The organism is Pseudoruegeria aquimaris, assembly GCF_900172235.1.
Lineage (GTDB): Bacteria > Pseudomonadota > Alphaproteobacteria > Rhodobacterales > Rhodobacteraceae > Pseudoruegeria > Pseudoruegeria aquimaris.
The window spans coordinates 133,233-151,962 of record NZ_FWFQ01000005.1 but is presented as its reverse complement, the minus strand read 5'-3'; the positions used below and the strand labels follow the sequence as shown (position 1 = coordinate 151,962).

Below are 18,730 nucleotides of genomic sequence, written 5' to 3'. Positions count from 1 at the left end.
AACGTCCGCGTGGTCAGGACCGTCGACCGAGACCTCTACCGCGAACGCAACAAGGTCGAACGGTTCTTCAATCGTCTCAAACACTTCCGCGGCATCGCAACGCGATACTTCAAAACCGCAGCAAACTTCCTCGCCGCACTTCACCTCGCTTGCTCAAGGCTCTGGATCAGACATTATGAGTCCACGACCTAGGCGGCGGCGCACTGGGATCTGCCCTGGTCTTTGCTCTTGGTGGCGGCGCGCAGGCCAGCCCGGCGCGACTCCTGCTCGCCGGGGCGGCAATATCGGCTTTCTTTTTCGCGATGATACGCGGCCTCGTGCTGATGAGCCGGCAGAGCCTTGAAACCTACCGGTTCTGGGTTCTGGGCGGGTTCGAAAATGTCACTGCCGAGTCGCTCGCCGCGCTTTGGCCCTTCTTTCTGGCCGGGGCGCTGGTGGCGCTGGCCGCCGCCGCGCTGATCGACGCGCTGGCGCTGGGAGAGGATGCCGCGCGGGGGCTGGGCGTGAATGTCGGTGGCGCAAAACTGCTGGCCGGGCTGGCCATCGTTCTGCTGGCCTCGAGCACCGTCGCTCTGGCCGGTCCCATCGCCTTCGTGGGCCTGATCGTGCCCCACATGGCGCGCGCGGCGGTGCGCAATGACATGCTTTGGCTTGCGCCCTGCGCTGGGGTATTCGGGGCGGCGCTGATGGTGCTGGCTGATCTCGCCGGACGGTCGCCGCTGTTTGGCGGCACCATGCAGGCGGGGGTCTTGTCGGCGCTGATCGGCGGTCCGGTCCTGATCTGGCTGGTTCGTCGAACCGGAGGGCGCAAGCTGTGATGCAGGCATTCCAGTTCGGACCCGTCTCCCTTCCTCTTCACCGGCGCACCCTCACCGTGGTGCTGGGGCTGTCGCTCTTCGTGGCGCTGGTGGCCCTGGCTGCCCTTTCCCTTGGCAGCTATCCGATCGGCGCCGCCGGGCTGTGGCAGGCTCTGACCGGCCGGGCCGATCCGATCCCCGCCATGATCGTTCTGGACCACCGCCTGCCGCGTATCCTCACGGCGATCGGGGCGGGGGCGGCGCTGGGGCTTGCTGGCGCCATGGTCCAGACCATGCTGCGCAACCCGCTGGCCTCGCCCGACATTATCGGCTTTACCGCCGGAGCCAACGCCGGAGCACTGCTCGCCGTGCTGCTGACCGGCGGGATGATCCTGACCGGCGCGCTGACGGGCGGGGCGTTGGTCGCCTGTGCCGTGATCGCGCTCGCCTGGCGCGGCGGGCTGGACACGCAACGCCTGATCCTCGTGGGCATCGGCGCCAGCCTGTCGCTCGGGGCGACGGCCGATCTGCTGCTCAGCTTCACCGACGAGAATACGGCCGCCGACATGGCGCGCTGGCTCACCGGCACGCTGCATGCGCGCGGGCCGGCTGACGTCGCCCTGATCTGGGGCGGGCTGGCGCTGCTGGCTCCGGCGACGGTCTGGCTCGGTTTCCCGCTCGGTCGGATGGCTTTCTCAGACGACATCGGTGTCGGGCTGGGTCTGCCGATGACCCGGCTCAGGCTGGCCGTCACCGGTCTGGCGATCATTCTGGTGGCGCTGGCCGTCAGCGTCGCCGGCCCGCTGCCGTTTGTCGCCTTTGTTTCGGGACCTATCGCGCGCCGCCTGACCCGAAGCGGCGGCCCGGCCCTGGCGGCCGCGGCCTTGACCGGGGCCACGGTCACGCTGGGGGCCGATCTCGCAGCGCGCGCGATTCCGGTCGTCCGACTGCCCGCCGGGGTCTTCACCGCGATGATCGGAGCGCCCGTTCTCGTCTGGCTTCTTTGGATTGAGGCGCGAAAGGGGCGGCTGTGATGTTTGTACGAACCGGACAAGAGGTCCTTTGAACATGGTACAAGACGGAACGAACTGCCGGTTGCGGGCCGAGGCGATCTCGGTCTCTTATCCCGGCCGAGCGGTGCTCGAAAGCTTGTCGCTGGGCATTCCCGAAGGGAAGGTCACGGCGATTGTCGGCCCCAATGCCTGCGGCAAGTCCACGTTGTTGCGCGCCCTGGCGCGGTTGACCCCGGTGACGGCCGGACAAGTCTCGCTCGATGGGCGCCCCATCGACAAACAACGCTCGCGCATCGTCGCCCGACAACTTGCCATTCTGCCCCAATCGCCCCTGGCCCCCGAGGGGTTGACCGTGCTGGACCTTGTCCGTCGCGGGCGCACGCCGTACCAGTCCGCCCTGCGCCAATGGTCCCGCACGGATTCCGAGGCGGTCGAGCGCGCGCTGGCCCTGACGGGGCTGAAGGATATGTCCTCTCGGATGCTTGCCACGCTTTCCGGCGGTCAACGGCAACGCGCCTGGATCGCCATGGCGCTGGCGCAGGACACCGATCTTCTGCTGCTGGACGAGCCCACGACCTACCTGGACCTGCCCCACCAGATCGAGCTGCTCGCGCTTGTCCGGCAACTCAACCGTGACACCGGCCGCACCGTCGCGATGGTGCTTCACGACATCAATCTCGCTGCCCGTTTCGCAGACCATATGGTCGCGCTGAAAGGGGGCAGGGTACGCTATCAGGGTGCGCCTTCCGAGGTCGTCACCGCCAAAATGACGCAAGACATCTTCGCGCTGCGCTGCACCGTGATCGCCGATCCGATCCATGGCCACCCCCATGTCATTCCAGCCTGAAGGAGATGCCCGTGACCCTGTCCCGTCATACCGATTTCGCCCATAGCGCCGAAACCGCGCTTCCCGGTCTAAGCCCGGCGTCCCTGCGAGACGCCATGTTGGCGGAAGCCCGCGAACACGGGTTGGAGATCCTCCACCATGACGGTGGAACACTGGCGGTCGTGACGGCGTACGGCCACTACCGGCTTATCTCCGAAGGTGAGAGCGCGCGGGCGGCGGTGGATTCGCCTCGGGCCGACTGGCTTTTCGCGTTGAAGGAGGCTCTGACCGAGAAGATCTCGGCACTGCATCCCGACGCAGCGGCGCGGATTCGCTGGTCAGATGCCCCGCCCGAAGGCAGCCGACCACCGAATTTCCAGTTCGTCGAGATCCGCTCGGTCGCGCCGCTTGGGCACGATTTTCTGCGCATCACCGTGGGCACCGAGGATCTGTCTGCATTCGGCGACGACGCCATCCATTTTCGCCTCGTGCTTCCGTCTCCGGGCGATACGGCCCCCGAATGGCCTCGAATCGGTGTGGGCGGCGCAACGATCTGGCCAAAGGGGGAAAAGGCGTTGCACCGCCCGGTCTACACGGTGCGCCATGCGGACGCGACGCGCGGCGAGCTGACCTTCGACCTGTTCGTGCACGAAGGCGGGCGGGCCACAGACTGGGCGCGGTCCGTCCGCATCGGCTCTCGGGTCGGGCTGACGGGGCCGGGTGGCGGTGGCATACCGCAGACCCGCAGGATCACGCTCTATGCCGATGAAACAGGCCTGCCTGCAGTGGCCAGGATACTCGAGGCCCTTCCGGCGGATGCGGCCGGCCATGCCGTCCTGAGCGCGGGCCGGGGCGCGGACTGTCTCTACCCCTTGCCGGTCCATCCCGGCGTGCAGGTGCACTGGCTGGAACGGGCTTCTTCCACGCAGCTTGCCGAGCGCGCCATCGCCGAACGCGCGCACCATTCCGGGCACAGCCTGTGGTTTGCAGCGGAAAAGGCAGGTGCGCAGCGATTGCGCGAATGGTGCAAGACCAACGGAGTCGACCTCCGTGATCAATATGTCGCCGCGTTCTGGACGCAGGGCGACCGGACATGAGGAAACCGGACATGACCCACTTCAAGTGCCCTCTGGCGATCGGCCCCTGCACCGCGCGGGTGGCATGGGCCGCCCTTGCGGTCTGCTCGGTTGCCACCGCAGCCGTGGCGCAGGAGTCATCGCTCCCGCCTGGCATAAGCGACGCGCCGTCGTTGATGGCGGCTCCCGCGGAGCCGCAAAGCTCCGGACCAACGCTCCCGGCTGCGCCCGAGACCGACCCGTCCGGGACGGCCCTCCAGGAGCTTGTGCCCGATCTTGCCGATCCGGACAAAGGGATCATGACCCGAGCGGCCGATGGTTCCCTCGGTGCAGCCGGGCAGCAGGCCGAACCGGACGTTGCCCCCGAGACCCCGGCGCAGGTACCAGATCCGCTTCCAGCCGCCACCGCGGCGACTGGGACAGGCCAGACCGGAACAGCCGAGACCGGGACGGACGGCGCGGCGCAAGCCGGGCCTTCGGAACATCGGAACACCACCGAGGCGACCCTGTCGGCGATGGAAAACGCCAGCCGGCAGGCGCTGACGTTCCTGCGCAATGGCGGTCCGGCGATCTGGGCCATCGCGGCGCTTTCGGTGGCGACACTTGCGCTGATCCTGTGGAAGGTCTGGCGCCTTGCCCTCATGGGCGCATGGTCACGTGGCAAGGCCGGGCGCGCGGTCGAAGCCTACCTGCGTGGCGATGCAACTGGCGCGCTGGCCCTGGTCGAGGCGCGGCGCGGCATCCGCTCGCAAGTCCTGGCCACCAGCTTACGCAGTCTCGAACGGCTTTCCGTCGAGGCGGCGCGCGAGGAAACGGCGCGTGTCGCCAAACGCCAGCTGGCCATGGCGCGCGATGGGCTGGGCGCGCTGGAGCTGATCGCCAGCATTGCGCCCCTGCTGGGCCTGCTGGGGACGGTGCTGGGCATGATTGCAGCGTTCCAGGCGTTGCAGGCCGCGGGGTCGCGCGCCGATCCGGCCCTGCTTGCAGGGGGTATCTGGGAAGCGCTGTTGACCACCGCCGCCGGCATGGCCGTTGCGATCCCGGCATCGGCGGCGCTGACATGGTTCGAGTCCGTGGTAGAGCGGATGCGCCGCGACATCGAGGACAACGCCATACGGGTCTTCATCGCGGCGCGGCCCGAGGCTCTCAAGCTGGCGGCCGAGTGAGATGCAGTTCACACTGCCCGCGCGGCCTCGGCGCAAGCCCAGCCTGACACCCATGATCGACGTGGTGTTCCTGCTCCTCGTCTTCTTCATGCTGGCGTCGCGCTTTGGGGTCGAGGCAATGATGCCGCTTCCCCTCGCAGCATCCGGTGGCGACGGCTACAGAGGCCCGCCGCGTCTGGTGGACATATCGCCGGACGCGGTGGCCCTGAACGGCAGGATCGTTCACGACCTGCCCGCCGCGCTGCAGCCTCTGATGGCGGCCCCGACCGACATGGTGATCCTCCGTGGCCGCGAAGGTGCCGACCTTCAGCGAGTTGTCAGCATCAGCGAACAGCTGCGCGACGCAGGGTTTACCGCGCTTGTTCTGGTGGAGTGAGACATGGACCTGAGCGAACCGGTCAAGCGCCCCCGCGGCGAATCCATCGTGCCCATGATCAACGTGGTGTTCCTGTTGCTCATCTTCTTTCTGATGACCTCTCAGCTTGCCCCCCCGGAACCCTTCGAGGTGACGCCACCCGAAGCCGAAACAGAAGCGGAGGCCGAAGCGGACCCGGTCCTTTTCGTCAGCCACGAGGGCAGGATCGCCTTTGACGGGCAGGAAGGGGCGCAAGCGATTGCGACCCTCGCCGGACAGCAGCCTCTGGCAGGGGTAATCCAGCTGCGTGCCGACTCCCGGCTTGAGGCGAGCAAGCTTGCCGCGATCCTGCGCGACTTGTCCGGCGCGGGCCTGTCGCGCGTCGAATTGGTGGTGGCGCACAAATGAAACGCTTCGCCGAAACCGCCGCTTTCGCGACGCTTGCGATGCTGGTGCACCTCATTCTTTTCGCCCAGACGTCAGATTTGGGCCACGAGGCAGGCGGCGCCGGTGGCGAGGCGCTGATCTCGCTCGAAGCGGCAGACGCGACCGTGGCCGAAATGGTCGAGGCCTGGGAACGCCCTCCGCAGACGCCGGTTCCCGAGCCGGAACTGAGCCCGTTGCCCGCGCAGGACAGCCATTCCGTCGACTTCCCGCGCATTGAGTTTGCAGAGGGTCCCCGCTCCGAAATGCGCGTGGCCGCGCTTCCGCCCGTTCAGTCGGACACCCGCCCTCAACTACCCCCGGAAACGGCACGGCCGCTGCCCGTTCCTTCGCGGAGCGAACCGCTTCCACCACCGTCCGAGATTGCCCTGACCGCGTCGCCGCGGCCGCCGAAGCGTCGGGACCCGCCGCCGACCGAGGCGCCCGAAACCGCGCGCAAGGCCGAGCAAAATGCGCCCGGCCGCGCGGCGCAGCGGGCTGCAGGCGCCGGTGGCGGCAGCCAGGCCGGACAGGCCGCGCGCACGGCGACGGCCACGGCTTCAGCGGGCCAGGAGGCCCGGGCCCAGGCCATCTGGGGAGCCAGGATCCGGTCCAGGATCGAGCGCGCCAAGCGCTACCCGCGTGGTACGCAGGCGTCGGGCGAGGTGCGCCTCGCGATCACTGTCTCGACGGGGGGCAAGTTGCTGGGCGTAAGGATCCTACGCTCATCGGGAAACCCGGTGCTGGATCAGGCGGCCCTAGACTCCGTGCGGCGCGCGGGCCGTTTCCCCGCAGCGCCCCGCGAATTGCCCCAAGACTCCTATGTCTTTTCGTTGGCCATCTTGCTGAAACGGTAACAGCAACCTCGCTCTGTTCAGGTAGGGGCCCGGCTATCCCGATCTGTTTGATCGCCCATGCCGGTCCAGTAAATCGCCATGCCATGGCTGCATTTCCGAGAACCGTGTCGAAAACGCAGGCCAACCGCGCGGCGACCCCCTTCACCCACAGAGCGTTCGAGACGATGTACCGCAAGGATCATCCCTTCCTTGAAGCGCTGCGACAGTAGCGCCGCCCACAATCCGACCTTCATGCAAGCCCGTGTCCCAGACACGGGCTTTTTTCATGCTGTCAGTGAGGCCGGCGGCATTCAAAAAAACTTCGAAAAAAGTTTGCGCGGGCTTATCGTTGCCTGCGCGGATTTATTGTTTTCGAGTAAATTTCTGGTTGAGTAACGCATTGAAAAAGCTTGGCTTTTCGAGATCTCCGAATCACCCTTTGTTCTATTTGCGCGCACTTCTGGTTGCTTTGGCAGCATTGATTTTTCAACCGGCCTCACGCCAAATTCGCACAAGCGCGGAAGGAGGCCGGTCTTGGCGAGGAATGTTCTGTTCATCATGTGCGACCAGCTGAGGTTCGACTACCTCGGCTGTGCCGGCCATCCCACGCTGCGCACCCCCAATATCGATGCGCTGGCCCGGCGGGGCGTGCGCTTCACCAACTGCTACGTGCAGTCGCCCATTTGCGGCCCGAGCCGGATGAGCACCTACACCGGGCGCTACGTGAAGAGCCATGGCGCGCGGTTCAACCAGTGCCCGCTCCGCGTCGGGGAATGGACGCTGGGCGATCACCTGAACCAGATCGGCGCGCGGGCGGTGCTGTGCGGCAAGACTCATATGCGGGCCGACATCGCCGGCATGGAGCGGCTGGGAATCGATCCTGACTCGCCCAAGGGCAGGCATATCGCCGAGGGCGGCTTCGAGGTTTGGGACAGGCTCGACGGCCTGCACCCGGACGGCGGCAAGGCGCCGAGCCACTACAACGACTACCTGCGCGCGCAGGGATTCACCGCCGAAAACCCGTGGCAGGCGTTCGCGGCATCGGCGGAAACTCAGGATGGAATGCGCCTTTCGGGCTGGCTGAACGAGAACGCCCATCGCCCGGCGCGCATCCCCGAGGCCCATTCGGAAACGGCCTACAGCACCAACCGCGCGATGGAGTTCATCGCCCAGGCCGGGGAAACGCCGTGGTGCCTGCACCTGAGCTACATCAAGCCGCACTGGCCGTTGCTGGCCCCCGCGCCCTACCACGCGATGTATGGCCCCGAGGATGTGATCCCCGTCGTCCGGTCGGAAGCGGAGCGCCAGGACGCGCACCCGTTCCACGCCGCCCACCGGGCCAATCACTACTCCCGCATCTACAGCCGCCCCGGCGCGCGGGAACGGATGATCGCCACCTACATGGGGCTGATCACCCAGATCGACGATCACATCGGCCGCCTCATGGCCTTTCTCGAAGCCAGCGGCCAGTTGCAGGACACGCTCATCATCTTCACCTCCGATCACGGCGACTACCTCGGCGATCACTGGATGGGGGAGAAGAGCTTCTTCCACGATGTCTCCGCCAAGGTGCCCCTGATCGTGGTGGATCCTTCGCCTGAAGCCGACGGGACCCGCGGAACGGAGGATGCGCGCCTGACGGAAGCCATCGATCTGGCTCCCACCATCGTGGAGGCCATGGGCGGCGTGCCGGCAGCGCATATTCTGGAGGGCCGCTCGCTGCTGCCGCTTCTGCGCGGGGAGGATCCGCCGTGGCGCGGCCATGTCATCAGCGAGATCGATTTCAGCGTCGAGCCCACGCGCCGCCACGCCGGGCGGGACGTAGATCACTGCACGATGACGATGATCTTCGACGGCCGGTTCAAATACTGCTACGCCGAGGGCGTGCGGCCGATCCTGTTCGATCTCGTGGAAGACCCCTTCGAGTTGCGCGATCTGGGCGCGGACCCGTCCCACGCCGAAACCCGCGCCCGGCTGCATGGCGCGCTCGCGGAATGGGCGCTCGCCCGGCACCCGCGCACCACCATGAGCCGGGCCGAGGTCGAGGCCGATCCGGACGCCACGGAATCCGGCATCCTGATCGGCTTCTGGGACGAGTCGGAGGTGCAGGCGGAGCTGGAGGCGCTGGCGCGCCATCGCGCTCAGGCCGGCCAGACCACGCGAAAACCCTGATGGGTCGTCGTGCTGTCGGGCGCATTGCCCGTGCGGGCCGCGATCCGGTAGCGGTAGCAATAGCTCGCGTGGCACAGGAAGGAGCCGCCTTTCATCAGGCGGTAGCCCTTCATCGCCGCCAGCCGGGCCTTCACCTCTTTCCTGAGGGACCGGATCGTGAAGGCCTCTGCCGTCCATTCCCAGGTGTTGCCCACCATGTTGTACAGCCCGTAGCCATTGGGCGCGTAGCTGCGCGCCGGTGCCGTTGTCAGGTAGCCGTCGGCACCGGTGTTCTCCTGCGGGAAGCGACCCTGCCAGATGTTGCACGGGAAGTGATCCCTGTCGTTCGGCTCGGCATCTCCCCAAGGGAAGCGCTGATCACCCCCGCCGCCCCGCGCCGCGTGCTCCCATTCAGCCTCGGTGGGCAGGCGCCCGCCGGCCCAGGCGGCGTAGGCGCGGGCATCGTTCCACGATACATGCACCACCGGATGATCCGGCTTCCAGGCTTCGGCCTGCGTGCCGGGGCCGTTGATCTCGCGCCAGTTGGCCCCGTCCACCCGGCGCCACCATTCCGCACCGGCCACGCCCCGCGTGTCCGGGTAGCCCTCCGGCACCTGCGCCCAGAACACGAAGGACCAGCCGAAGCGCTCCGCTTCGGTGACATGCCCCGTCGCCTCGACGAAGGCGGCGAACTCGGCATTCGTCACCGCCGTCGCCCCGATCCGGAAAGGCTTGATGCGGCTGCGCCGCAGCGGCGCCTCTCCGTCGATCGCAAGCTCAGGGCGATCCGTTCCGATGAAGCCTGAACCACCCGGGATTGCCACGGCCTCCCTGGCGAGATGGGCGGGGCCGCCCGCCCCCGCCGGGGCCGCCACGCCGCCCACCGCCGCGCGCCGCCCGGCCGTCGGTGAACAGCAGGCTGCCTGCTTCTGACCGTCGCTCTTCATGTGGAACCCTGCGTCGCCTTTTTCAGGGCACTTTAGGCGGCCTGCCACCGGAAGGCGAGGGCCGCCACGTCACCGCGGTTTTCGTTTTCGCTTTCTCTTGCGGAGCGGAACAGAAACGAACATCCTGCCCCAAATCACGCAACAGGCAGCCTCATGGTCCAGAATTTCCGCGAACCCCAGATCCTCGAAATCGCCCGCGCCGAAGGCAAGGTGAAGGTGGAAGATCTTGCCCGCCGATTCGACGTGACGGTGCAGACGATCCGCCGCGATCTCACCGAGCTGGCCGAAGCCGGAAAGCTCGAACGGGTGCACGGCGGCGCGGTGCTGCCCTCGGGCGTGTCCAACATCGGCTACGAGGATCGCCGCGGCCTGAACAGCGACGCGAAATCCGGGATCGCGCGGCTCTGCGCCCGCGCCATCCCCGAGGACGCCTCCCTGTTTCTCAACATCGGCACCAGCACCGAGGCCGTTGCCCGCGAGCTGCTGCACCATCGCAACCTGATGGTGGTGACCAACAACATCAACGTCGCCAACATCCTCGTGGCCAACCCCGATTGCCAGATCGTACTGGCCGGCGGCATCCTGCGCCGCTCCGACGGCGGGCTCACCGGGGATCTGACGACGCGCACCATCGAGCAGTTCAAGGTGGATTTCGCGATCATCGGCTGTTCGGCGGTGGACGAAGACGGCGACCTGCTCGATTTCGACGTGCAGGAAGTCGGCGTCTCCAAGGCGATCATCCGGCAGGCCCGGACGACCTTCCTCGTGGCCGACCAATCGAAGTTCACCCGCTCCGCCCCGGCCCGCATCGCCTCGCTCAGGGATGTCGGCGCCGTCTTTTCCGATGCGCCCCTGCCGGGCGATCTTGCGCAGAAATGCGCCGAATGGGGCACCGAGGTGCACATCAGCTGAGGCGCGATGCCGCCGCCGTCAGTTGAGTTTGCCCTCCGGACAGCTTATCTCCGCCGTAACGGAACTCACCGGAAGAAGGGCCCGGCACGTGGCGATACACCTCTACAATGGCGATCTGCCCGACGGCCTCGATCTGGGCCCGGCGGTCGCGATCGACTGCGAAACCATGGGCCTCAACCCGCACCGGGACAGGCTCTGCCTCGTGCAGCTTTCCGGCGGCGACGGCGATGCCCACCTCGTGCAGATCGAAATCGGCCAGACACGGGCCCCGAAACTCTGCCGCCTGCTCGAAGATCCGGGGGTGCTGAAGCTGTTCCACTACGGACGCTTCGACATCGCCGCCCTCTACAAGGCGTTCGGCGCCCTCGCGGCGCCGGTCTACTGCACCAAGATCGCCAGCAAGCTCGTGCGCACCTACACTGATCGCCACGGCCTGAAGAACCTCGTCTCCGAACTTCTGGGCGCGGATATCTCTAAGCAGCAGCAGAGCTCCGACTGGGGCGCCGAGACCCTGACGAAGGCGCAGATGGACTATGCCGCCAGCGACGTGCTCTACCTGCACCAGCTGAAGGAGGAACTGGACAGGCGGCTCGCACGCGAAGGGCGCAGCGAGATGGCGCAGGCCTGTTTCGATTTCCTGCCCACCCGCGCGAAGCTCGATCTGGCCGGCTGGCCCGAGATCGACATCTTCGCGCACTGACGAAGGCCCCGGTTCCCGCGTATGCAACGGCCCTCCGACAGCTACTCGCGCTTCGTGTCGCTCGCGAAGGTCCTGCTGCCCCTCGTGGCGCTCGGCCTGCTCGCCACCCTGTTCCTGGTATCGGCCCAGCGCGAGGAGGCCGGCGGCGTCCCCTATGCGGACGTGGAACTGGAGGAGATCGCGCGCGAACAGCGGATCAAGGCGCCCCAGTTTTCCGGCCTCACCGAAGACGGCGCATCGGTATCCCTTTCCGCTGCCACGGCCCGCCCCGAAGGCGCGGACGGCCGCTCGCTCGATGCGCAAGCGCTCACCTTCGTCTGGACGAGCCCCGACGGCCAGCGCGTGGACGTGATCGCCGACACCGGCGCCTATGCCGCGCAGAGCCGCACCGCGCGGCTGAAGGGGGGCGTGCAGATCCAGACATCCACCGGCCTGCTGGTCACTACCGAAGCGCTGGAGGCCGATCTTTCCACCACCCACCTGCGCAGCGAAGGCGAGGTTCAGGCCGTCGGGCGGATCGGAACGCTGGATGCGCAGCAGATGGAGCTGATTAGAAAAGACGGCCAATACGTTATGGTTTTCAGCGGGGGCGTTAAGCTGGTATACGACCCGGGCCAGAGTGCAGGAAAGACGACGGAATGGTGACGGGGTTCATGATGCGCATTTCAGCCAGTTTTCTCGCGGGCCTGATGCTGCTCGCCGCCACCTTTGCCCAGCCCGCCGCGGCGCAGGGAACGCAGATCGGCTTCGGCGGTTTCCAGGGCGATCCCTCCAAGCCCGTCGACGTGACGGCCGACCAGCTTGAGGTTGACCAGGCCGACGGTGCGGCGATCTTCTCCGGCAACGTGCTCGTCACGCAGGGCGAAATGACCTTGTCGGCCGATACGCTCCGGGTGGAATACGCCGAGGCCGGCAGCGATGCCGCCGGCGGCATCTCGCGCCTGATCGCCACCGGCAATGTCGTGCTCGTCAACGGCCCCGATGCCGCCGAGGCGGCGGAGGCCGTCTACACGATCGCCACCGGCATCGTCGAAATGCAGGGCAATGTGCTGCTCACCCAGGGCCCAAACGTGATCTCATCCGAGCGCATGACGGCCAATCTCGAAACCGGAACCGCACGGCTCGACGGGCGCGTCCGGACGACGCTCAAGAGCAGCCAGTCCGAATGAGTGACGCGAAGGCATTGCAGGCCGAGGCCCGCGCGAAGGAAGCCGCAACGCCTTCGGATACCGGGCTCGTCGTCCGGGCTCTGCGCAAGAGCTATCGAAAGCGCACCGTGATCCGGAACGTGGATCTCCACCTCAATCGCGGCGAGGTCGTCGCGCTGCTGGGGCCGAACGGATCCGGCAAGACGACCTGCTTCTACACGATCGCCGGCCTGGTGACGCCCGAGGGCGGGCAGGTGCTGATCGACGGCCGCGACGTAACGTTGCTGCCGATGTATCGCCGCGCCAAGCTGGGGATCGGCTACCTGCCGCAGGAGGTCTCGATCTTCCGCGGGCTTTCGGTGGAAGAAAACATCCTCGCCATCCTCGAAGTCTCGGTATCGGGCATCCACAAGCGCCGCGAGCGGCTGGACGACCTGCTCAGCGAGTTCTCCATCAGCCACCTGCGCCGTGCCCCCGCGATGGCGCTCTCCGGCGGTGAGCGCCGCCGCGTCGAGATCGCGCGCTGCCTGGCCGCGGATCCGAAATACGTGCTTCTGGACGAACCCTTCGCCGGCGTCGATCCGATCGCCGTGGGCGAGATCCGTGGCCTCGTCGCCGATCTGAAGAACCGCGGCATCGGCGTTCTGATCACCGATCACAACGTTCGGGAAACGCTGGAAATCGTGGACCGCGCCTACATCCTGCACGACGGCGCCATCCTGATGAGCGGCACCACGGAGGACGTGGTGAAAGACGAAAACGTGCGCCGCGTCTACCTGGGCGACAGCTTCTCGATCCGCTGAGTCGCCTGATCGCCGCGGCGCAGGAGAATACTTTTCTTTTTCCTTTGTTTTCAATGCGCCAGCCTTTCGCCGCGGCGCATCACCGCCGGAATCGATTGACAGCCCCCTGCAATCTGGCGCCAAATATCTTCATGGACAGGCTTCATTCGACAGGCCGGCTTCTGGAAGGCAGCAGCGCACCTCAGGCGCTGCGTCAGCTCACCTTAGAAAACGTGTTCCACCCGGCCTGGCGCTGGAGAGTGGCGCCGGTTGCAGGCGCCTGACTGTCCTGTTTTTGAAACAAAGGAGGTTTCATGCGGTACCAAATCAGTGGAAAGCAGATCGACATCGGCGCGGCGCTTCAGCAGCATGTCAAAGGCGAGCTCGGAAGCGTTGTCGAGAAATACGCGGAACGCCCGACGGAGGCGGTCGTCGTGTTCTCGAAGAACGCCCACGAGTTCGTCTGCGAAACCACTGTCCACCTCTCCACCGGGCTCACCGCCCAGGCCCGAAACCATGCCACCGAGATCTACGCCGCCTTCGACGGCTGCGCGGACAAGATGGAGAAGCAGCTCCGCCGCTACAAACGCCGCCTGAAGGACCACCACCGCGAGCGCGCGCAGCCCGTTGAACTTTACGGCGCATCCTCCTATATCCTCGCCTCGTCCGAAGAATCGGCCGATGGGGAGCCGGACTCCCTGCAACCGATGATCATCGCGGAGATGGAAACCAAGGTTCCCGAGCTCTCCGTGGGTGAGGCGGTCATGCAGATGGAAATTGGTGGCGCGCCGCTGTTGGTGTTCCGCAACGAAGGCAACAATGGAATAAACGTGGTGTATCGCCGGGACGACGGCAACATCGGGTGGATCGATCCTCAGAACGCGAAGTAACGCGCGCCGCTCGGATCGCAGGCAACGAAGCGAAGGCACATGGAACTATCGAGTATACTGAAGTCCTCGGCCGTAAAGGTCGTGTCCAACGCATCCTCGAAGAAACGGATGTTCCAGGATCTCTGCGACGTGGCCGAAGCCAGCTACGGCATCCCCGCAAGGGATGCCGTGGAAGCGTTGCTCGAGCGTGAATCCCTCGGCCCCACGGGTGTCGGCAACGGCATCGCCCTGCCCCACGCCCGGATGGAAGGCATCGACCGCGTGGTCGGCGTCTTCCTGAAGATGGACAAGCCGCTGGAATTCGAATCCGTCGACCGCAAGCCGGTGGATCTCGTCTTCGCGCTCTTCGCGCCGGTGGATTCCGGCGTCGAGCACCTGAAGGCGCTGGCGCTCGTGTCGCGCACCATGCGCGATCCGGCGATCTGCGCCAAGCTGCGGGCCAACGATGCCCCGTCGGTGCTTCATGCGATCCTGATTTCCGACCAAGGCGCCCAGGCCGCCTGATCGGCTCATCCGTTCATACTTTGCCAAACACGGGGCGGCCATCGGCCGCCCTTCCTGTTTTGAAGACTAGCGCCTGCCCCAGGGTTTGAACCCGAAGGCGAGGTAGTCGCGCCCGTAGACATCCTTGCACAGGCTTTCGAGCTCGTCGTCATGGATCTCGGCCAGATCGGGCGTGCCCCGAACGGGCTCCGCCAGCTTCGGCGCGTCCACGCCCTGCTCCGCCGCGAGATAGGCCAGACCAAGCTCGAGCGTCGGTTCCCGGATGATGAGATCGGGCGCCACCACCTGCGAAAAGCCCTGGATCACCGCCGACTGCGTGGAAAAGCCGGGATCGGTGCGCATCGGCGTCTGCTCCGCGAGATTGGCCTTCACGAACTTCAGGAAGGCCATGAAACAGGCGCGGTGGGTTTCGGCATCCATCGCCGCGATTTCCCCTTCGGCCGGCAAGGGGGCGGCGAAGGCGCGGGCGAGATATCCGCGGATCTCCATGAAGGCGCCATCGCCTGTGGGCAGGATACGTTCGCGAAACAGCCGGTGGGCACGCTCCATCGGGTGGGAGACGACGGTGAAGGCGCGGTGCGATTTGTGCCGGCGCAGCCACTGGCGCAGATCCTTCTGCGTCATGCCGGAGGTCAGATCGCCCCCGTTGATCGCCGCCAGCCACTGGCGCACGCGCTCAGTCGGCCCGGCCGGGATCGGCTGGAACAGAAGGGGTGGCGCATCGGCGGCCAGGTAGCTGGGCACGGCGGCGTTGCGCGCGGGCTCGATCCGGGGCGCAACGCCGAGGCCGTAGATGTCGAAGCGGGCCAGGGCCTCTTCCATCTCCGCCGGGTTCTTCACCTTGTCCCGCAACGAGCCCGGGTTCTGCCGTTTCAAACCCTTCTGAAGCTCAGGCAACGGCTCCGCCGCCCCGAGGTAGGCGCCCAGGCCGTTGATCACGTCGAGCGATTGCAGATCGCCGTAATCCACCCAGAAGGCCCCCTGCCCCGTCTCCTGAAGAGCGTTGCGGATCACCGCGTGGAATTCGGCGTTGTCGGATTGGAACTGCTGGAATTCGCCGGCATCGAACCGCACCTGCGCCACGCGGTGATGCTTCACGTTGGTGAGCTTCCACTGGCCCGTCTCCCGCGCGATCTTCCAGCTGACGTAGCTTTCCAGCGGATTGCGCGTGAGCACGATCTTGGCGCAGGCCGGATCCCCAAGGACATGGGCCAGCATCCGTGGATCGTGATCGTGGAAGAACCGGAAGCCCGGCACGACGCCGGGCTCGGCCTGCATCGCGGCCAGCAGGCGAAACGGGTCCGCGTCCCGGTCCGCCGCCGTCAGCCCGAGGAGGGTGTCGCGGTTGGGATAGCCGATGAAATGCGGGTTGAAGGCCTCACCGTGGCAGACGAGATCCGGGAAGGCGTTGAGATTGGATTCAAGGAAGTTCGAACCGGTGCGCATCCCGGCCAGAACCACGAAATATTTGAACGGCCCGGCCAAGGGCTACTTCACCAGGTAGGGTTTGCGGCGGCTCGATTTCCCCGGCGAGGGATCGCTGCCGACCGGGAAATCCCCATCAGGTAGGGATGCATCCCCTGGTTCTTCAGGTTCTGCAGGAACTGCCCGAAGCCCGTCAGATCCACCATGCGCGGGGCTTCGTTCAGGCGCCGCAGGGGGCGCGGCGCGATCTCGTCGATCACCGTCTGCAGCGGCTCCATCGGGGCCTCCACGAAATCCGCCATCGTCCAGATCCGGACCCGCGCCTTCGCCGTGGCGGCGCGCAGGGTTTCCAGATGCATGTTCTCGATCTTCTGAAGCTCCGCCGCCTGCTTGCGGATATCGGCGAAGTTCATGTTGGAGTTGAACAGCGGGATCGCCCAGGCGCCCGAGATCACGGCGATCTGGGCATTCGGGTCGCGCGCCAGGGTGGGGCCGATCTTCTGCACGTCACGCGGGCCGAACTGGAAGCACTGCCGCTCCCCGCGGGTGTTCCAGATCAGGCTCGAAAGGAAGGCCTTCGGGTTGTAGTCCCGCAGCGATGCGCTGTCGCTCAGGCAGCCGTTGTAGACACTCTGCTCCCCGGTGAAATGCACCCTGTCCTTCGCGAAGAGATGGCCGTGCACGCGCAGGCCCGTGGCCTTCGTCAGCCAGGCCTCGAAATCCACGAAGAGATCCGAGAAGCCTTCGAGCACCGCGTAGGGCGCCGCCGTCAGCCCATTCTCCCATCCCTCATGCGGAAAGCGGCTCTGCATCACGAGGCCCGGCCGCCCCTTCGCCCGGCGCTCCACGGCTTTCGAGAAGATCCTGTCGATCTTGCCGGGGTTCGGTTCAGCCCGGTTCATCGCCCCCTCCGGCGAGGAGAGGAAGGCCTCGTAGAGCTTGTTGGCCTCGGGCCAGATCTTGCGGGCCACGAAGCAGTCCGACCGGCGCAGAAGCTGGAGGTGATCGTCGTAGAAGATGTGCGGCTTGCCCTGGAAATCGAATTTCGACAGGGTCAGCGACCGGCTCTCGATCCGGGTGGAATAGAGCCTTGCCAGCGTCTGGTAGTAGCTTTCGTCGGGGATCCAGACCCGCCGGAAATAGGCGTCGTAGGTGGCGCGGTCCGGATCCTGCAGGATCGCCGACAGCGTCTGCCGTGTGAGGCACCACCACTGCGATCCCATGTGCGGAACCAGCCCCGGCGGAATGCGCCGCTTGAAGCGCACGAGCCGCTGCAGCCGGACGTAGGCGTCAAACAGCTTGCGGTGCTTCTTCCACGAGAAGGGGAAGCGCAGCGTGAAACGCTCCTTGTCGAGCCCGCCGACCGTCCAGGGCACGTCTTCCGTCGTCGCGGATTCGATGAAATCGGTCTTCGGCCGCTCGGCGAGATAATCGATCAGCTCCTGCACCGGGCGCAGGGGCAAGCAGGAGCCGGACGACAGGTAGACATGGCTGACCTGCGGATATTTCTCCAGCATCATCTCCGAAGCGATCTGGCTCGCCTCGACAAGCGACCACGTGCCCCAATCGCATTTGAGGCGACGGGTGAAGCGGATGTTCTCCAGTTCCGAAAGGCTGTCCACGAAGGGGCGGAACTCGTCATCCGGAACGCGCCTGTCCACGTGGATCACCACCGGGCAGCCGGCCGCATGCCAGTGCCGGGCCACCTGCGAGGCCCTGTGCAGCGCCGTATGGGCCAGCATGACGATCCCGACGGTCATGCCCAGTTCCCCTTCGACATCAGCCCGAGGATCTCGAGCTGGCGCCAGTTGATGTATTTTTCACTCCATTTGCACCAGAGATCCGGGTTGGCCTTCATGGCCTCGTTGTAGGCCTGGTATTCCTTGCTGTTGGCGAAATGCTGCTTGCGCTCCAGCTCTTCCTTGGCCTTCTTCCCGAAGGTGGAGAGGAACTTCGCATGAAGCAGGCAGCCGGAGGCCTTCTCGCCCCCCCATTCGTCATAGACGAGGTTCAGCCCCCGCGGCAGCAGCATGTGGGTCGAGCTTACGAAGGCGTAGCGGCGATCCCATTTCACCAGCGGCACCTTGTTGAGCGCCGGCGCCCGTTCGGGCTGGTCGGCAAAGAACATCCGCGCCCGCGGGCCGCCCTGGATCCAGAGATTTCCATAGAGCGCGTTGCGGCTCATCACGTAGTTGCCGGAGTCGAACCAGGATGCGATCTCGAACGGGTCCTGCCCGCTGCGGTAGGGTTGCTCGTCGATGCGCCCCTTCGGATACATGTCGAGGATCATGGCCCCGAAGCTCTTGATCGAAGAGGCGTCCAGCCAGTCCGTCAGAGCGCGCAGCGAGCGCGTGTCGCAGAACGGGTAGACGAGGAATTCGTCCACGTCCACGGTGAGGCACCAATGCTTGTGGCCGTAGCGCATCTGCAGCCAGTTCAGCCAATCCATGCCGAAGCGCGCGCGCTTGTAGCTTTTCTCGGTTGCCCAGAGCGAAACGTCGGGCTGATCTTCGAGAAACTCGCGGGTGCCGTCGGTGCTGCCGTTGTCCACGAAGACGAAGTGATCGACCCCGAGGTTGCGGTAGTATTTCAGGAAGAACGACAGGCGCACCTTCTCGTTGCGCACCGTGCTGAACACCAGGATGTCACCGGGGCGGATGTGGGAGGTGCGATTGCGCACGGCGGTCAGATCGCGCCGCTTGCGAAGGGCGCGGATCAGCCATTTTCTGCGCTGCAACCGCAGGCGATATGATTGTATCGCACTCACGCCTTGTCCTTG

21 protein-coding genes and 1 pseudogene are annotated in these 18,730 nt (G+C 66.0%); 18 read left to right on the top strand and 4 right to left on the bottom strand.

Going from position 1 to position 18,730, the window contains the following annotated elements:
- The 11 genes from PSA7680_RS05510 to PSA7680_RS05465 all read left to right on the top strand — a co-directional run.
- Window positions 1-192: transposase (locus tag PSA7680_RS05510; RefSeq protein ID WP_217808310.1), on the top strand; the 192-nt coding region annotated here is incomplete at its 5' end.
- A gap of 11 nt (window positions 193-203) precedes the next feature.
- Window positions 204-818, top strand: a complete 615-nt coding sequence (locus PSA7680_RS05505; RefSeq protein WP_275936518.1) for a FecCD family ABC transporter permease — start codon at window positions 204-206, stop codon at window positions 816-818.
- The gene (locus tag PSA7680_RS05500) at window positions 818-1,831 is read left to right on the top strand and encodes a FecCD family ABC transporter permease (RefSeq protein ID WP_139838561.1); all 1,014 of its coding nucleotides are present in this window, start codon (window positions 818-820) and stop codon (window positions 1,829-1,831) included. Before PSA7680_RS05505 ends, PSA7680_RS05500 begins: the two co-directional genes overlap by 1 nt.
- 34 nt (window positions 1,832-1,865) lie before the next feature.
- Window positions 1,866-2,657, top strand: a complete 792-nt coding sequence (locus PSA7680_RS05495) for an ABC transporter ATP-binding protein (RefSeq protein WP_085867659.1) — start codon at window positions 1,866-1,868, stop codon at window positions 2,655-2,657.
- Window positions 2,658-2,668: 11 nt separating this feature from the next.
- Window positions 2,669-3,733 (top strand): siderophore-interacting protein, encoded by a 1,065-nt coding sequence (locus PSA7680_RS05490; protein WP_245824454.1) that lies wholly within the window; start codon window positions 2,669-2,671, stop codon window positions 3,731-3,733.
- A gap of 11 nt (window positions 3,734-3,744) precedes the next feature.
- Entirely contained in the window at window positions 3,745-4,878 is a 1,134-nt protein-coding gene (locus PSA7680_RS18930; protein ID WP_245824452.1) for a MotA/TolQ/ExbB proton channel family protein, read from the top strand.
- 1 nt (window position 4,879) lies between these two features.
- Entirely contained in the window at window positions 4,880-5,254 is a 375-nt protein-coding gene (locus tag PSA7680_RS05480) for an ExbD/TolR family protein (RefSeq protein ID WP_085867657.1), read from the top strand.
- A gap of 3 nt (window positions 5,255-5,257) precedes the next feature.
- Complete coding sequence (locus PSA7680_RS05475; RefSeq protein ID WP_085867656.1) at window positions 5,258-5,641, top strand: ExbD/TolR family protein; 384 nt, start codon at window positions 5,258-5,260, stop codon at window positions 5,639-5,641.
- Window positions 5,638-6,513, top strand: coding sequence for an energy transducer TonB family protein (locus PSA7680_RS05470; protein WP_085867655.1), 876 nt, complete (start codon window positions 5,638-5,640; stop codon window positions 6,511-6,513). The genes PSA7680_RS05475 and PSA7680_RS05470 overlap by 4 nt, the downstream gene beginning before the upstream one ends.
- A gap of 189 nt (window positions 6,514-6,702) precedes the next feature.
- Window positions 6,703-6,888: a hypothetical protein gene (locus tag PSA7680_RS18475; protein ID WP_139838560.1), complete on the top strand. Its 186-nt coding sequence runs from the start codon at window positions 6,703-6,705 to the stop codon at window positions 6,886-6,888.
- Between the two features lie 138 nt (window positions 6,889-7,026).
- Window positions 7,027-8,664 (top strand): sulfatase-like hydrolase/transferase, encoded by a 1,638-nt coding sequence (locus PSA7680_RS05465; RefSeq protein ID WP_085867654.1) that lies wholly within the window; start codon window positions 7,027-7,029, stop codon window positions 8,662-8,664.
- Here the strand turns inward: PSA7680_RS05465 and PSA7680_RS05460 are convergent.
- Window positions 8,634-9,590, bottom strand: a complete 957-nt coding sequence (locus tag PSA7680_RS05460) for a formylglycine-generating enzyme family protein (protein ID WP_085867653.1) — start codon at window positions 9,588-9,590, stop codon at window positions 8,634-8,636. The genes PSA7680_RS05465 and PSA7680_RS05460 overlap by 31 nt on opposite strands.
- A gap of 153 nt (window positions 9,591-9,743) precedes the next feature.
- On the opposite strand from PSA7680_RS05460, the gene PSA7680_RS05455 reads away from it, so the two are divergent.
- The 7 genes from PSA7680_RS05455 (at window position 9,744) to PSA7680_RS05425 (ending at window position 14,526) form a co-directional block, all read left to right on the top strand.
- Entirely contained in the window at window positions 9,744-10,502 is a 759-nt protein-coding gene (locus PSA7680_RS05455; RefSeq protein WP_085867652.1) for a DeoR/GlpR family DNA-binding transcription regulator, read from the top strand.
- An 88-nt stretch (window positions 10,503-10,590) separates the two neighbouring features.
- Window positions 10,591-11,202 carry a ribonuclease D gene (locus tag PSA7680_RS05450; RefSeq protein WP_085867651.1) on the top strand — a complete coding sequence of 204 codons (612 nt, stop codon included), beginning with the start codon at window positions 10,591-10,593 and terminating at the stop codon, window positions 11,200-11,202.
- A gap of 21 nt (window positions 11,203-11,223) precedes the next feature.
- Window positions 11,224-11,847, top strand: coding sequence for an LPS export ABC transporter periplasmic protein LptC (gene lptC / locus PSA7680_RS05445; protein WP_085867650.1), 624 nt, complete (start codon window positions 11,224-11,226; stop codon window positions 11,845-11,847).
- 8 nt (window positions 11,848-11,855) lie between these two features.
- Window positions 11,856-12,371 carry a lipopolysaccharide transport periplasmic protein LptA gene (lptA, locus tag PSA7680_RS05440; RefSeq protein ID WP_085867669.1) on the top strand — a complete coding sequence of 172 codons (516 nt, stop codon included), beginning with the start codon at window positions 11,856-11,858 and terminating at the stop codon, window positions 12,369-12,371.
- Window positions 12,368-13,153: an LPS export ABC transporter ATP-binding protein gene (gene lptB, locus PSA7680_RS05435; protein ID WP_085867649.1), complete on the top strand. Its 786-nt coding sequence runs from the start codon at window positions 12,368-12,370 to the stop codon at window positions 13,151-13,153. Before lptA ends, lptB begins: the two co-directional genes overlap by 4 nt.
- 293 nt (window positions 13,154-13,446) lie before the next feature.
- Window positions 13,447-14,022 carry a ribosome hibernation-promoting factor, HPF/YfiA family gene (gene hpf / locus PSA7680_RS05430; protein ID WP_085867648.1) on the top strand — a complete coding sequence of 192 codons (576 nt, stop codon included), beginning with the start codon at window positions 13,447-13,449 and terminating at the stop codon, window positions 14,020-14,022.
- Window positions 14,023-14,061: 39 nt separating this feature from the next.
- On the top strand, window positions 14,062-14,526 hold the full coding sequence (locus tag PSA7680_RS05425) for a PTS sugar transporter subunit IIA (protein WP_085867647.1): 465 nt from the start codon (window positions 14,062-14,064) through the stop codon (window positions 14,524-14,526).
- Window positions 14,527-14,592: 66 nt separating this feature from the next.
- Here PSA7680_RS05425 and PSA7680_RS05420 read toward each other — a convergent pair whose 3' ends face one another.
- The 3 genes and pseudogenes from PSA7680_RS05420 to PSA7680_RS05410 form a co-directional block, all read right to left on the bottom strand.
- Window positions 14,593-16,011 carry a nodulation protein NodH gene (locus tag PSA7680_RS05420; RefSeq protein WP_085867646.1) on the bottom strand — a complete coding sequence of 473 codons (1,419 nt, stop codon included), beginning with the start codon at window positions 16,009-16,011 and terminating at the stop codon, window positions 14,593-14,595.
- 3 nt (window positions 16,012-16,014) lie between these two features.
- A pseudogene (locus PSA7680_RS05415) lies at window positions 16,015-17,711 on the bottom strand (DUF5927 domain-containing protein).
- Entirely contained in the window at window positions 17,708-18,718 is a 1,011-nt protein-coding gene (locus tag PSA7680_RS05410; RefSeq protein WP_085867645.1) for a glycosyltransferase family 2 protein, read from the bottom strand. The pseudogene PSA7680_RS05415 and the gene PSA7680_RS05410 overlap by 4 nt, the downstream one beginning before the upstream one ends.
- Window positions 18,719-18,730 lie beyond the last annotated feature (12 nt).